The following is a 16,601-nucleotide window of genomic DNA, read 5'->3' on the forward strand; positions in this document are numbered from 1 at the left end:
TTGAGATTCGAGAAGAGCCTTCGGGTTCGGGTAACTACATTGGTTTCACCACAGATACTTCAAATGTCGAGACTACAGTCTTCACGCTTGCATTTAGCAGCACGACTTTAGGTGAATACACCTTCACGCTTATAGAAGCGATTGACCATACACCAATTCAAGGTAATAACGACCTAACATTCAACTTGCCGGTGTACGCGGTCGATAGTGATGGCGATGACTCTCTGATGTCGCCTCTGGCTGTAACGATTACCGATGATATTCAAATCATGGTTGATGGTGCGCTCAGCATTGAAGAGCCGACAGTGGCCGACTTAGCCGCGGGTACGCCGACAACAACGACCGTCAATATTCTTGATCAAGAAGGGGCAGACGGCACAACTATTACCCAAATCAATTACGATGGCACAGTGTTTACGCTTGACCAGAGTAATGCGGGTGAGCAAAAGTTTGTGGTTGCTGAAGGCTCACTCTATATCACGCTGCAAGGCGATGTGCGCTTTGAACCAAACCGCGATCTTAATCACACGGGCGGGGATATCGTTAAGTCGATAGTGGTCAGTTCAAGTGACTATGATAGTGATGTGGTGACTTCGACAGTCACGCTAACCATTACCGATGGCGATCTGCCAATCATCAACGTCATTCCTGGCGTGAGTCTTTCTGAAGTCGATCTGGCTGATGGTTCTGCGCCAACGGGTAACCCAGTATCGATGACTCAAGTGATTACCTATACCGAGGGTAGTGACGATGTTAGTCATTTCAGAATTGACCCTGCTCAGTTCAATACTTCGGGGGCTTTGAAGTCGAATGGCTTAGAGGTTGAGATTAAAGAGCAGCCAGCGAACTCTGGAAACTATATTGGCTTTGTAAAAGACGGTGCTAACGTAGAAACCAACGTCTTCACAATCAGTTTCTCAACCACCAATTTAGGGCAATACACGTTTACGCTGCTTGAAGCGTTAGACCATGCGGATGGCTTGCAGAACAACTCCTTAAACTTCGATGTGCCTGTTATAGCAGTGGATACCGATGGTGATGAGTCTGCGATGTCACCAATGACAGTGACCATTACCGATGATGTACAAGGTGTACAAGACGGGTCATTGAATATTGTTGAGCCTTCATTGGCGGATCTAGTGGCAGGCACACCAACTACGCCAACCATCGATGTAATGCCGACTCAAAGTGCAGATGGCGCAAAGGTCACCCAATTTATTTACGATGGTGGTACTGCTGTCACCTTGGACCTGAATGTATCGACAGAGCAGGTGTTTACCGTAACCGATGGTTTTCTGTACATCACGATTGAAGGCGAAGTTCGTTTTGAGCCAAATCGAAATCTGGATCATTCAGCTGGTGATATTGTTAGAACGATTGTGGTAACGACCAGCGACTTTGATAACGATACTGATACCGCGGATGTCACATTAACGATCCAAGATGGTATTGATCCGGTCATCGATGTTGTTCCTAGCGTAAACTTATCGGAAGTGAACCTAGCAGATGGCTCAACGCCGAGTGGTTCTGCGGTAAGTTCAACACAAACCATTACCTACACCGTGGGTAGTGATGACTTAAGCCACTTTAGAATTGCAACCAACGAATTCAATCCTGGTGATGTGCTGAAATCAAATGGTCTTGTTGTTCAGCTAAAAGAAGATCCTGCTTCACCTGGCGACTACATCGGGTTTACTGATGACGGGGCCGGTAACGTAACCAATGTATTCACCATTGATTTTGATAGTGTCAATAAAGGTCAGTTCACCTTCACGCTGATTGAGGCTCTCGATCACCTTGATGGCGCGCTTAATAACGACCTTAATTTCAATTTACCTGTTTATGCGGTTGATACTGATGGTGATGACTCAGTTAAGCGTGATGTTGTTGTCACCATTCAAGATGACCTCCAACAGATGCAAGATGGTACGTTAACCATCACAGAGCCAAATACTGGCACACCAACTACCTCGACCGTTGATGTATTGCCTACGCCAAGTGCTGATGGGGCAACCATTACACAGTTCACCTATGACGGTGGCTCTGCGATTACTTTGGATCAAAGCATCAGCGGTGAGCAGGAATTTGTTTTCACTGAAGGCTCGCTGTTTGTGACATTAGATGGTGATGTGAGGTTTGAGCCAAATCGTAATCTTGACCACTCTGCAGGCGACATTGTTAAGCTGATTGAATTTACTTCTTCTGATTTTGATAAGGATATTTCTTCTTCAACGGTCACACTCACTATCGTTGATGGTGATGGACCAACGTTGAATGCCGTTCCGAGTGTTAGCTTGTCTGAAAGCTTACTTGCTGATGGTTCAACGCCGAGTGGCAGCCCAGTCAGCGTGACCCAAACCATTACTTCACTCGCAAGCAGTGATGACATCGAGAAGATTGTCGTCGAAGTAGGGTTGTTTAATACCAGCGGTGTATTGAAGTCTGATGGCCTTGAATTGAGCTTGCGTGAAGAGCCTGCTGGTTCCGGTGATTACGTAGCATTCACAACGGACGGCTCAGGTGTTGAGAAAGTTATCTTCACCCTAGAATTTGATAACACTAACCCGAGTGAGTACACGTTTACTTTGTTAGAGCGTTTGGATCATGTCGACGGATTAGGAAACAACGATCTCAGCTTTGACTTGTCGGTATATGCACAAGACACCGATGGCGATATTTCACAGTCTAAACCGCTTTCTGTGACCATCAGTGATGATGTTCAATTGATGCAATCTGGTGCTCTTAGCATCACAGAGCCAAGTACGGGCACACCTACCACAACGACATTTGATGTGATGCCTGCGCAAAGTGCAGATGGCGCCACAATCACTAAGTTTACCTATGGCAGCCAACCTGAAGAGTCACTAGTACAAACCGACACGGGTGAGCAAGAATTTGTGTTCACTGAAGGTTCTCTGTTTATCAATCTTGAAGGTGATGTACGTTTCGAACCTAACCGTAATCTCGATCATTCGGGTGGTAACATCGTTAAGACCATTACGGTGACATCGGAAGATAAAGATGGCGATATTGTCACTTCAACAGTGACGCTGACTATTGCAGATGGTGCTCCACCAGTTATAGATACAGTACCAACGGTTGCATTGGAAGAAGCGAATCTGGTCGACGGCTCTTCACCGGGATTACCTGTGAGCCAAACTGAAACCATTACTTTCACAGCAGGAAGTGATGATGTGAGCCACTTCCGTATTGATACCACTCAGTTCAACACGTCTGGCGATCTGAAAGCGGATGGTTTGGTGGTTCAGCTAAAAGAAGATCCTCTGAACAGCGATAATTATATTGGTTACGTTGAAAGCGGCGGTGTCCAAACGGATATCTTTACCATCACCTTTAGCAGCATGGTTCTAGGAGAGTACACATTCACCTTGTTGGAAGAGTTAGATCATTTGCCAGTTCAGGGTAATAATGATCAAATATTCACGTTACCAGTGATCGCAGTTGACCAAGACAATACTGATTCTGTGATGAAACCTCTGACCGTTACTATAACCGATGATGTGCCTGTCATTACTGACACGACAGCGACCAGCACATTTGTGGTTGATGAAGATGATCTTGGATCTGTGGTGTCTCAAGCAACAGGTGCATTTGTTACCACAGAAGGTGCAGACCAAGTAGAGGTTTACGAACTGCGTAATATCTCTGCGCTTGAAGCGACATTGAACTCTGGAACCGAAGCGATTTCTATTACAGAAGTCACAGGAGCTGCGAACACAACGACCTATCAAGGTACGACGACAAGCGGGACTCCTATCTTCACGCTCGCGCTAGCGAATGACGGCTCTTATACCTTTACGTTGCTAGGTCCTCTAAACCATCCAACAAGCCCGAATTCCAATACCTTAACGATTCCGTTTGATGTTGTTGCGGTTGATGGTGACGGTGATGACTCTAATCAGTATGTATTGCCGATCGAAGTGCTCGATGATGTGCCAGTAATGAGTGCGCCAACAGGTGAGACGGTAGTTGATGAAGATGATCTTGCTGGGATTGGTTCTGATCAATCCGAAGATACCATTATTAATGGACTATTCACCGTTGATGAAGGTGCTGATGGTGTTGTTAAGTATGAATTGGTCGATGAAAACTTAGTGATTGCAGGCTTAACTTCTGATGGAGAAAGCCTAGAGTGGCTGCCTGTTTCACAAAGCGGTACAACCTTCACTTATGTTGCACAGACGGTAACTAGCAATCAGCCTGTGTTTGAAATCATTTTTGATACCTCAAACAACAGCTATCAATTTGAGCTGTTTAAACCACTTAAGCATCCTGATGGCGCGAATGAAAACACCATAGATCTTGATTTCTCTGTCGTGGCCGAAGATTTTGACCGAGACCAGTCGAACGCGATCGATCTGACTATTACTGTGACTGATGATGTTCCATTGGTGACTACTCAATCGATAACGCGAATTGAAGGGCAGGGTTACGGTAATTCCAAAGTTAACATGTTTGCTAATGCGACAGATGTGGGTGCGGATGATGCAGCACTGACTCGCATAGAGGGCATTACCAGCAATGGCGCTGATATCGTTTTCCGTACCGGAAATAGTGGGCCTTACAGTGATGGTTTCGATTTAAACAATGGTAGTCAAGAGGTTCGAGTATACGAGCAGACCAATGGAGGTGTTGATACTCGTGAGCTTGGTCGATTGCGTATTAACTCAAATGGTGAGGTTGAGTTTAGAGCTAACGGTTATCTAGAGCATAACGGTGAGACAATAGATTTCTCTATTAACGTGATTGCGACAGATGGAGATTTGGACACATCTGAAACACCGTTAGATATTACGATTACAGATAGGGACTCTACAAGAATCGCGCTGAAAGTGACGACCTTCGAGGATGCGGGTAGAGACTCAACCATACCTTACGCAACAGGCGATGAGCCGACTCTTGAGAATATTCAAGATAATCAAAGCGGTTTGCCTGATGCTCCTGCACAAATTGCGCTGCAGGTTAACATAAAGGACCAAGATAATAACGAGTCTATCGGCCAACTGACGATTCAGAGCGGTAATCACAGAGGGACGTTCTATTACTTTGATGGCGTGGAATATCACAAGTTAGTCGCTGAACCAAACGGTGATATCTTGTTTGGTCCGCCTCAAATGCAGCAGAGCTTTGCTCCAGACACGAATCAACCATTAGACACTATTGCGACAATCGACAACTTGTTCTTTGTTCCAGACCAAAACTACGGTTCGAATGACAATGGTGTGCGAATCAACTACGAGCTCGAAATTGATAACAACGGCACGCTTGATCATACAGTAAATTCAAACTTCAGAATTGAGATTGAAGCGGTAGCGGATATTGCAACTTGGGATGATGCGAATAGCGCGTATCAGTATCAAGTTAACGAAGATGAAGACAACGTTACGTTGCAGCTGAACGCAGAGTCGCAAGATAACAGTAATACTGAGACGATTACCTATGAACTTGAAGTTGTTCAGGGAGATGGCCAGTTTGAGCTTCTCGACCAAAACGGCAACGTCCTTACTCCGACTAACGGTGTTTACATCATTGCGGCTGGAGACATCAATAGTACGGTCGTAAACCCGATCGATAACTTCTCCGGTCAAATAGAGTTTAAAGCAACAGCGATAACGGAAGAGACGCGTAATCCGTACGATGATTCTGCAAATGGCGGGGTGGACAAAACGACCGCTCGCTCTGTAGAGCAAAACATCATCATTGATGTGACTGCCGATGCAGACCCTGGCTCGTTCAGCGTTAACCGAATCCGTATTAACGAAGACAATATCGATGATCCAGATTACGTCGGGCCTTTAGACAATAAAGACGCGTTCACGTTAGACGAAGTCATCACCATGACAGGTTCGGTAGATGCTGACAGTTCTGAAGAACTGTTTGTGCGCATCAGTAATGTTACGGAAGGTGCAGAGCTTTACTTCTTAGGTACCACGAATGTCGTTCCAACAGTCACTATTAATGGTATCGATTACCAAGAAATAGCGTATTCCGATTTGGCAAACGTTGAGGTTGTTCCAACTAAACACAGTAATGTCAATTTCACCTTCGATGTCACGGGTGTGGTCAAAGATACCGCAAATCTATCCACGGGCGCCCAAGTCGATGAGGAGATATTAGGAACTAAAACGGTGAACGTTGAGGTGAAAGGCGTTGCCGATACTCCTTATGGTGGAACGAATGGTACGGCTTGGACAGCAATTACTGATGGCACAACATCTGGCGTTCAAACCACAATCCAAGAAAGCCAAAATGGTGATACCTTTGCTGAGCTAGATTTCACTGTATTGTCGGGCGAGAGAAGACCAGATAGCGGCACAACACCATTACCTGACGATGGCTCAGAGTCGATAACGGTTATTCTTTCAGGCATCCCTGACGGCGTTATTCTGGAAGATGGCGATGGTACCGTGATTGACTTGAACTTTGTTGGTTATGAAACGGGACCGGGCGGTAGCCCTGATCTATCTAAACCTATCTACGAAGCGAACATCACTGAAGCGGGGAAAACTTCAGGTATCCGTATTAGACCTGTTGATTCGTCGACAGAGAATATCCATATCCAGGGTAAAGTGATCGTGACTGAGAATGATGGTCATACGCTCTCTTTTGATCAGGAAATTCGCATATTAGTTGAGCCTAGGATTGATACCTCAGCAACCTACAATACGGTAACTCGTGGGGACGAAGATACGGCGATCAACATTGATTGGCACCCAGAGGGCACTGATTACATTGACGATGATGAGCACTTCACTTCAATCGTCATCAGTGGCATTCCAAGTGGTGTTGCAAGTGTGGTTGTAAACGGTGATGTAATTTGGAATTACGATGCCGTAGCCGGAACGCTAACCATCACACCTAAGAGTGGGCAGACTCCAGAAGCGTTCACTCAGATAGCACTGAACAATAATTTTATTCAGATAACACCGGAGCAAGATTCGAGCACCGACTTTACGCTTAGTACGGTTGTCATGATTGAAGAGCGCGATCATGAGTATGTTGATGCAACTGATCCTGGTCAGGGCATCGTTACCGCGACGATTACAGGTACGATTGATGTGCGTGTAAGACCTGTCGTTGAACCTGGCGATGCCGACAACAAGATTGTCGTTTCAAACGAAGATGGCTCTGGAGATCTCACTACGATTACGGCTGATGCTAATGGTGTCATTAAATTTACAACTAACAGTGATAACACATCAATTTCGGATGAATACGTCGTCCGATACCAAGAAACGGATTTAAGCACAGTAGAAGAGCAAGTCGACGAAGTGATTGTTCAGTTGACTAACACCGACGGAAGCGCGTTATCTGATGATATTTTAGGGCAACTTTTGGTCACAGGCGCCTCTTACGAAGGCGGTGGCCGTTGGGTTGTGACCAATGAAGATGCCTTTAGCGTCAGTGCGCCCAATGGATTAGATTTCACCCCTGAAAATGATGCGGATGATGTGGCTACTGATTTCAATGATATCAAGATGACAATTTTCACCTTAGTATCAGATCCAGGTGATGCCAACAATGAAACTTCAGCCCAAGTACAGCGCACCGGGGAAGTAACGCTTTCTTACCCTGAAGTGCTGACGGCTCCTGACAAAGTTGCCGCAGATATTGCGATTGTGCCAGACAGTGTTATCGATGCGGTCGAAGATACACAACTTGATCTCGGCGCGGCACTAAACGGCATTTTAAGCTTTACGGGTCGCGATGATTCTACTGACCAAGTGACGGTGATCATTGATGGTACTCTGGTCATTGATGCTACTACATCATTCCCAATTAGCCTGTCGGGAACAAGTGATGTTGACTTTGTGAACGGGAAATATGTTTACGAGACGACAATCGAACAGGGCGTAGCCATCGATTCATCGGGTTTATTATTGAACCTGCCTGCTGACTATTCTGGCGACTTTAGGTTACCAATCACAATAGTAACCAAAGATACACTTTCTGGTGATGAGAAAACCTTGGTGACCGATGTAGTTATTAAAGTTGCTCCTGACGTTGAAGGTAATCCAGACATTGATGTTACGGTTGTTGGTTCGCTCGATGATTCATTTAATCCTGTCGATACTGATGGTCAACCTGGACAAGATCCGGTGGGTTACGAAGATACTTACATTCAGCTTGATTTCAGCACAACCATTACTGATCAAGTCAGTGGGGTTGAGGGTGGTGACGAAAAATTCACATCTATTACGCTGACTTTGGATGACACAAGTGTCGGTGCATTTTACACAAGCGCGGGTGTATCGCTTGGTACGTCCGTGACCTTCAATGAAGCGGAAATTAATGCTGGTGCTCTGGATAATGTATTGTTCCGTCCTGCTCCTAATTACCCAACGGGTAACGATATTAACCAAGTACAAGTTAATGTCAGCGGAACAATAACCGATACTGCTACCTACAATGACGCCTCATCTCCAGCCGGAACAGCAACCGATACTGATACGTTCAATACCAGTGTTAGCTTTGAAGTTGTCCCTGTGGTTGATGATGTGCTTGTAACAGGGCCGGGTAGTGATCCTGATGTCATTGAGATCACGGGCAATGAAGATCAAGCTATTTCTCTATCGGGAACAGGGCCAGTCTCCATTGCGCTCACTGACCTAGACGGCTCAGAGCAGTTCGTTTCGATTAAGTTCACCGGTGTACCCGATGGCTTCTTAATGAGTGCAGATCCGGGCTCTGCTTATACAGTGAAGAACAATGGTGGTGGTGAGTGGAGTGTTCAACTTCCTCAAGCTTCAGGATTGTCATTTGATTTGAGTGAGATTTCGATCCTACCGCCTAAAGACTTCAGTGGTACGGCTGAGTTTGGTGTTGAAGTCTTCACTCAAGAATCTTTGTTGGGTGTGCCTACTGCGGCGGCAAATTTACCAAGCTTTAAGCTGCATGTTGTGCCGGTGGGTGATGATGTTGATACCAACCCGACCGATTCTGTGACGGGTAATGAAGGCCAAAACATTGATATCGAAATCAATGCGACCATTCTTGATAAAGAGCTGTCGGCAACTGGAAACGGAACGTATACCGAAAACGCGCCAGAAACACTTCGAGTCGAAGTGGCTGGCGTGCCTCAAGATGCTTCTATCTACTATCCAGACGGAACCACCTTGGCTAGCTATGATCCTGCGACGCAGATCTGGACGCTAGATGTTCCTGCACAGTCACTAGATAAGATCGTATTCAACTCTGGTGAACATAACAGTGATGCAGGCAATGCACTGGGTATCAATGGCCCGCTGCAGATTACTGTTCGCTCTGTTGATACTGATGCTGATAACACGGAATACTTGGGGACTCCAACGACCTTCGATGTTGATTTGGTGATTGATCCTATCAACGATCAACCGATCTTTGTAAACGTAACGAATATTGAAACATCTGAAGACATCAGTGTTGCCATCGACAACTTTAGTATTTACGACGTTGACGCTAATTTTGATAATCCAGATGCGCCGTATGTTCTTACGTTGCAAGTGGATCAAACACTGCCGGGAGCGCAAGGTGTGTTTGAGTTTACCAGCTCACCTGACGTAACGTTTGTATTGCAGCCTGACGGCTCATTGGTGATTACTGGTAAAGAAGCCGATATCAATACCGCGTTGGTGAATGGGGCTGTTACTTTCAAACCAGACCCAGATCAGAACTATCTCAACCAGAGTGGTTTAGTCACGATCAATGCAACGCTCGATGACGGTGGTAATAACGGTCTGATTGACGCGGGTGACCCGAATACCGCTCAAAGCAATGAAGCTACCTTCACCATTAAGGTGACGGAAGTGAATGACGCTCCTGTGGCAAACAACGTTGATCTAGGCTCGATTGCAGAGGAAGGACAGCTTGTTATCGTTGAAGGTGACTTAATTGCAGCAAGCTCAGATCTTGAAAACCATAACCTCACGGTCACGGGTGTGACCCTTACTCAAGGCCAAGGTCAATTACAGCGCTTTGAAAACGCTGGTGGTGCTGACAACGCTGCGATTACGGGCCCATTCTGGATATTTACGGCTGCTGATGATTTTAACGGTGACGTTAAACTCGATTACAGCATTATCGATGATGGTACAACCAACGGCGTGGATGACTTCTTAACAGACACTGCTGAAATAAGTCTTGTAGTAACAGAAGTCAATGACCAACCAGTAGCAACCAATGTTGACTTGGGCACCATGCCAGAAGAAGGTCAGTTGATCATCAAAGCTGAAGACCTAGTTTCTGCAACGACAGACCCTGAAGGCGATGCGATCACTGTGACTGGAGTTGTTATCGATGAAGGTCAGGGGCAGCTTCAGAAGTTTGAAAACGTCGGTGGTTCTGACGACAACTCGATAAACGGTCCATATTGGGTATTCACTGCCGCTGATGATTACAATGGCAACGTTAAGTTCACTTATACCGTAGAAGACAATGGCACAACCAACGGCGTTGATGACTTCTTAACGGATACCGCTGAAATAAGCGTTGTTGTAACTGAAGTGAATGATCAGCCAGTGGCAACCAATGTTGACTTGGGTACCATGCTTGAAGAAGGCCAATTGATCATCAAAGCTGAAGACCTGATTGCAGCGACAACTGATCCTGAGGGGGATGTTGTTACAGTGACTGGAGTCGTTATCGACCAAGGTCAGGGACAGATTCAGAAGTTCGAAAATGTCGGTGGTGCGGATGACAACTCGATCAATGGCCCATATTGGGTATTCACAGCAGCCGATGATTACAATGGCGACGTTAAATTCACTTACACAGTAGAAGACAATGGCACAACCAACGGGGCTGATGACTTCCTAACGGATACAGCAGAAATCAGCGTTGTAGTGCAAGGCGTTAACGATACGCCTATTGTAAGTGGTGACAACGTCACCGATTTGATTGATGAAGACGCCGGTCAGTTGTTGAGTGGCATCAATGTCAGTGACCCTGATTATGTAGATGCATTCTCTGATGACTTAATGACAGTCACGCTGACGGTGGATTACGGCATATTGAATGTAGCTCTCCCAGCAGGGACGACGGTGATGGTTAACGGCAACAACACGGGTTCAGTCATCTTAGTCGGTACTCTTAACGATTTGAATGCTCTAATTGATACGCCAACCAGTCCAAGTGGTGTCTACCTCGATGCGAGTTTATCTCCAACCAATAGTATTGGATTAGAAGTCATCGCTAAAGACAGCGGAAACCCTTCTGGTATCGCAATAGAAACGACACCTGTGATCTATGATATTGCAGTGACACCTGTGGCGAATGCGCCAACCTTGTCTATCGACCCGACATTTAACTACGTGAGAAACATTACTACCAGCTCATCAGTGGTCGCTAATAGTGGAGTCGCTTTAGTCGGAATTGTTGCTGCATTGACGGATATTACTGAAGAGTTAACGTTGAAGATCAGTGATGTTCCGGATGGTGTTAATGTGGCCAGTGATGCGGGTACGGTTTCGCTAGTAGGTGACACTTGGATAGCGACGGCTGATGCGATTGATAGTCTCAGACTCGTCGAGCAACCATCAGCTGGTAAGCCGTTAACTCCTGGTAACTACACGTTGAAGGTTGAGGCGGTATCTGAGGAAACGGACAATAACGATATTGCGATATCTCAAAACATTGATCTAAACCTCAATATAGTTGCGAACCCACTCGATCTCGATCTGTCTTCTGAAACAGACGATGTGCAACTTTTAGCGAGTGACTTTGATACCAACCTCACTGGCGGGTCAGGAAATGACCGACTTGTAGGTGGAGCGGGTGACGATACGCTTGTTGGCGGTGATGGTAACGACACCCTGATTGGCGGTGGAGGCTCAGACATCCTGACTGGTGGCGCTGGTATGGATTCGTTCGTATGGCTGAATATCGAAGATGGCGTTGAAGACACCATCACTGATTTCAGCCTGTCTGAAGGAGACCAGATCGACCTAAGAGAAGTATTGCCAGAGTTGAAGAATACTTCACCAGACATGACAGCGTTACTGCAGCAGATAGACGCGAAAGTGGACGGGGATGATATTGAGCTTACGATCAACCCTGATGGTGTAGGTACAACGGAGCAGGTGATTGTGGTTGAAGACCTTGCGCCACAACTAACCTTAAGTGGCACTATGCCTTCGGATATTCTGGATGCATTAGTACAGCAGAACGTGATTACTCACGGTTAACGTGAAGCATTAAACCAATACGAAATAGGCCAGCAATGCTGGCCTAATTTTTGTCACTGTATAAATTGAAAAGACGTTACTTAAGAGAGTTGTGGATCAGAAACTCTTCTTCCACGCCTTTCAATTTCATCTCATCCATAATGAAATTTACCGTGTTCAATAGGCGCTGTTCGCCTTTTGGAATCAGATAACCGAATTGGCTGTTGGTAAACGGTGTTTCACAGCGAGCTGCCTCAAGGCGCTCATCCGTTACTTGATAGAACAGACCTTCAGGGGTTTCTGTCACCATGACATCTACTTTGCCTTCCGCAACGGCTTGCGGAACGTCTAGGTTATTCTCGTAACGTGTGAAGTTTGCGTTCTGCAAGTTAGCGTCGGCAAATATCTCGTTGGTACCGCCAATATTTACACCTACACGAACCGAAGACAAATTTACTTTCTCGATGCTGTCGTACTGTTCTGCTGTGCCTTTCGCAACCAAGAAACACTTACCAAAGGTCATATAACCTTGAGTTTGTTCTGCGTTTAACTGGCGTTGCATTTTGCGTGTAATACCACCCATCGCGATGTCGTACTTATCGTCATCTAGGTCGCTCAGTAGATCTTTCCATGTGGTACGAACAATCTGTAATTCGACACCTAGCTGTTCTGCAATGTGCTGTGCAACATCGATATCGTAGCCAGAGTAGGTTTTGCCGTCGAAGTAAGAGAAGGGCTTGTAGTCGCCAGTGGTGCCCACACGAAGAGTGCCTGATTTTTGAATGTCTTCTAACTGGTCAGCTTGTGCGACACCAGAAAGTGCCAGAGCAATGGAAGCAAGTAATAGTGATGTTTTTTTCATTATAATTGTCTGTTGTGTTTGTGTTGTCATTCAAAGTAACAGAAACAATCAGAGAAAGAGATCAAACCATTGGAAAGGGTTGGAGTTGAAAGTTTATTGAAGAGTTGAGAGTGTGAATCAGCGGCTATTGTTAGTTCTACAAGTATTAAAAAGCGATCTTAGCGATCGCTTTATATCTTAAATATTAATTACATTAAAATGCCAGAAGGTTAGGCCGCTTAATTATTTACTTACGAATTCAACAGCGTCACGAACAAGCTTTCCGAGTTCGTTCCATCTTCCTTCATCAATAAGATTAGTTGGAACCATCCAAGTTCCGCCACACGCAAGTACAGAAGGGATAGATAGGTATTCATCTACATTCTTCAAACTTACGCCGCCAGTTGGCATGAATTTTACTGGGTAAACAGCCGTTAGTGCTTTAAGCATAGCTGTCCCGCCTGAAGGTTCGGCAGGGAAGAATTTTAAAGTGCGAAGGCCCATTTCCATTGCCTGTTCAACTAGGCTTGGATTGTTAACACCCGGTACGATTGCAACATCTTTGTCGATACAGTATTGAACGGTACGTGGGTTAAAGCCTGGACTCACAATGAAATCAACACCAGCTTCGATAGAGGCGTCAACTTGCTCGTTAGTCAGTACAGTTCCAGAACCGATTAGCATGTCTGGGAACTCTTTACGCATGATACGAATTGCTTGGATTGCACACTCTGTGCGTAGCGTGATCTCTGCACATGGCATGCCGTTTTCAACAAGTGCTTTCCCTAGAGGGATTGCGTCTTCAGCACGGTTGATCGCGATTACAGGGATTACTTTTAGGTTTGCTAGTTGTTCATTTAATGTAGTCACGAATCTTTTCTCACTATGAAGCGATCATGGAGGGCAACGGTGATAAAGCACGCCAAGCTTCGGTAAGTCATCTACAAGAGCTAAGTTAGCTTAATATGCAGCATCGTTATTTAAACGCACGCATTTAGCATGCGTTTTGTCCTTCAACTTTTCCTATTTGCATAACTCTATATTTAAGTTAATCCATTATAAGAAATAAACCAATGAGAGTCGATTTAGGTTTTTAGGTCAATCACCGCACGTTCTAATGAGTCGGTTTGTTCGACCACAGACGTTGCAGAAGCTGCGTTTTTTGACGCTCCCGTTACACTGGTTAGTGTTAGCTGCTTAATTGTACTCACGTTTCCAATGATCTCTGAGGTAACAGCGCTTTGTTCTTTCATTGCATTCGCCACTTCCAAACTGTTATTTAGAATGGTTTCCATATCCATGATGACCGAAGAGATTCTTGAATGCGCATTCTCACAAGAGTCGACACTGCGGTTGCCTTTCTCACAACAACTTTGAATTGTATTTACGACCATTTGTGTTTGGTCTTGAACGCCTTGGATTATCGTTGAGATCTCTTCGGTTGAAAGTTGTGTTCGGCCAGCCAAGGTTCTCACTTCATCTGCGACCACCGCGAAGCCACGGCCTTGTTCTCCCGCACGAGCTGCCTCGATTGCTGCATTAAGAGCAAGTAGGTTGGTTTGTTCTGCGATGTCTTTAATCACCTCCAACACGGTATTAATCTTCTCTGAGTGAACAGAAAGGCGATTTACTTCTTCAGTGGCACTGACAAGATCAGCCGAAAGGGTATTGATGGTGTCTCTGGTGAATGCCACATCATTTAGACCTTCGTTCGCCGTAGCGAAACTGGTTTGTGCGTTGGATGAGGCGTTTTCGCTGTTGGTCGCAACGTTTTCAATATTGCTGCCCATCTGGTTTATCGCGGTCGCAATATTCTCAGTTTGTTGCTGCTGTTTGTTTAAAGCGCTCTCAACTTCCATTCCGTCGTGTTGTAGCTGGTTCGAAATATTGCCGAGCTCTTTAATAGAGCCCTGAACTTGGCCGACAAGCTGACGAATATCGGTGAGGACTGTATTAAATGCCTTTGCGATATCGGCAATCTCGTCCGATCCCTTGTCTTCGGCTCTTACGGTAAAGTCGCGTTGTTGAGCGACGAGCATCATGGACGAGTTCAACGAGGCTATTTTCTTTGCTATGCGAGATGAGATGCCGAAAGATAGCAGCATTAATAATGCAGCGACGGTAATAATGGAGCTTACAATGAAGGTCGTAATGGTTTGCTGAATCGATTCGACTTGCTGTTCTAATCTGCCTTCAACGTTGATGAATATAGAGATGATATCTTCAAACAGCATTTTCATTTCTGATTTGAGTTCAGCGACCTTGGCTGGGTTGCGGTCGATGGCATCGACCATTAACGAAAAATCTTTGTTGTATTGCTTTACTTCAAGTGTCAGCTTTTCTAACTCTGGGACTGCGATATCAGACTCTTTAAGCAAGACAGAGAAACTGCCCATCAGTTGTTGAAAGTGAGAGTACTCTTGGACAAATACCGACTTGAGCGTTTTATCGTGGCTTATTAGAAACTCTAACTCTGTTCGATTGAGCTGAAGCATAGAGACTTCGAGTGACTTTACTTTGATCAGCGTTTTCTCAAGTTTGATCAGTTTTAGATTGGCCAGTTCTGTGAATGACACAACAACCAATAACGAAATAATCGACAAGCAAGTAAGGCTCAGAAGGGAGGTTTTAATTTTCATAGGCGGGCACCAAAGCAAAACAAAATGACTCAACAACGTATTTATAATCGTGTTTCTCTTATTTGCGTGTAGATAGCATACGGGTCGATAATTGAGATCTGACTCGCAACGGAAACGTTTGCTAACAGTATTTTATAAAATGATTATTAACAAGTTAAATATTTATTATTTCAATGACTATTGATGATTGTTTTGTTATTAGTGATTATTTAGAGCGTAAAAGGAACCGGAAGAAGAAGGGGGCGGAGATGAGGTCGATAGATCTTGTTAATGGAGAATGCGGTGCTTACCTGAGATTAAAGAAGATGAGTACTTGTGCTTTGTCACACGAGCACTCATCCGTTTGTATTTAGCTTTCTGTCGGCATCCAAACTTGTTTAGACGTGATTTTGTGGTCTTTAAAGGTCAGTTCTTCAACCTTGTCTCCGTTAAGGTTCCAGCGCGTTAGTTTTCCATTCGCCACTTCGCCTTCATCGAATTTCGCTTGGCTTGCCTTATTGCCGTTAGGGTAATAGTCCGTTACCAGACCATCTTTTTGTCCGTCGCTGTATTCAGCGGTCAGGCTTTGTTCGCCATTTGGATACCATCGAGAAGCAACACCTGACAGCTCATTGTCTTTATAGTTGAGCTCGGCTTTCTTCTGGCCGTTGGGATACCAGGTTTCTGCTTTGCCTTGTAATTCACCTTTAACGTAATTCACTTTAGAAGCAACTTGGCCGTTCGGATACCAGTTGGTTTCTTGACCCAGTTCTAGGCCGTCAGAAAATTGAGCTTGGGTCGCGACTTGGCCGTTATCGAACTTCTCTTCAAATTGACCGGTAAAGGGTTTTGAGTGGTTTACTTGGTAAGCCACGCCTTTACGCATTTGTAAGTAGTCAACAGCATCTTCGCTGGTGGCCGCATAGCTCATAGAAGATACCGTACTAAGAGCAATTAAGATTGGAACGTATTTCTTCATAA

General features: G+C 45.2%; 5 protein-coding genes. 1 reads left to right on the forward strand and 4 read right to left on the reverse strand.

All coding sequences use genetic code 11. The features are described from left to right. The coding region (locus tag BCV39_RS05695; RefSeq protein ID WP_102433394.1) for a cadherin-like domain-containing protein at nucleotides 1–12,182 on the forward strand (12,182 nt) is incomplete at its 5' end. A 76-nt stretch (nucleotides 12,183–12,258) separates the two neighbouring features. On the opposite strand, the gene BCV39_RS05700 is transcribed toward BCV39_RS05695, so the two are convergent. The 4 genes from BCV39_RS05700 to BCV39_RS05715 all read right to left on the reverse strand — a co-directional run bounded on the left by BCV39_RS05700 (nucleotide 12,259) and on the right by BCV39_RS05715 (nucleotide 16,599). Beyond that, nucleotides 12,259–13,023: a transporter substrate-binding domain-containing protein gene (locus tag BCV39_RS05700; protein ID WP_102433393.1), complete on the reverse strand. Its 765-nt coding sequence runs from the start codon at nucleotides 13,021–13,023 to the stop codon at nucleotides 12,259–12,261. Between the two features lie 222 nt (nucleotides 13,024–13,245). After that, nucleotides 13,246–13,872, reverse strand: a complete 627-nt coding sequence (locus BCV39_RS05705; protein WP_102433392.1) for a bifunctional 4-hydroxy-2-oxoglutarate aldolase/2-dehydro-3-deoxy-phosphogluconate aldolase — start codon at nucleotides 13,870–13,872, stop codon at nucleotides 13,246–13,248. 215 nt (nucleotides 13,873–14,087) lie between these two features. Further along, nucleotides 14,088–15,641 (reverse strand): methyl-accepting chemotaxis protein, encoded by a 1,554-nt coding sequence (locus tag BCV39_RS05710; RefSeq protein ID WP_102433391.1) that lies wholly within the window; start codon nucleotides 15,639–15,641, stop codon nucleotides 14,088–14,090. A gap of 349 nt (nucleotides 15,642–15,990) precedes the next feature. Beyond that, on the reverse strand, nucleotides 15,991–16,599 hold the full coding sequence (locus tag BCV39_RS05715) for a toxin-antitoxin system YwqK family antitoxin (protein ID WP_102433390.1): 609 nt from the start codon (nucleotides 16,597–16,599) through the stop codon (nucleotides 15,991–15,993). Nucleotides 16,600–16,601 lie beyond the last annotated feature (2 nt).

Origin of the sequence: Vibrio sp. 10N.286.55.E10, from assembly GCF_002872555.1 — a bacterium.
Taxonomy (GTDB): Bacteria; Pseudomonadota; Gammaproteobacteria; order Enterobacterales; family Vibrionaceae; genus Vibrio; species Vibrio crassostreae.

Excerpts from the sequence above, each read along its gene's own strand:
- BCV39_RS05715 (WP_102433390.1), bottom strand. The coding sequence starts at position 16,599 with ATGAAGAAATACGTTCCAATCTTAATTGCTCTTAGTACGGTATCTTCT.
- BCV39_RS05710 (WP_102433391.1), bottom strand. The coding sequence starts at position 15,641 with ATGAAAATTAAAACCTCCCTTCTGAGCCTTACTTGCTTGTCGATTATT.
- BCV39_RS05700 (WP_102433393.1), bottom strand. The coding sequence starts at position 13,023 with ATGAAAAAAACATCACTATTACTTGCTTCCATTGCTCTGGCACTTTCT.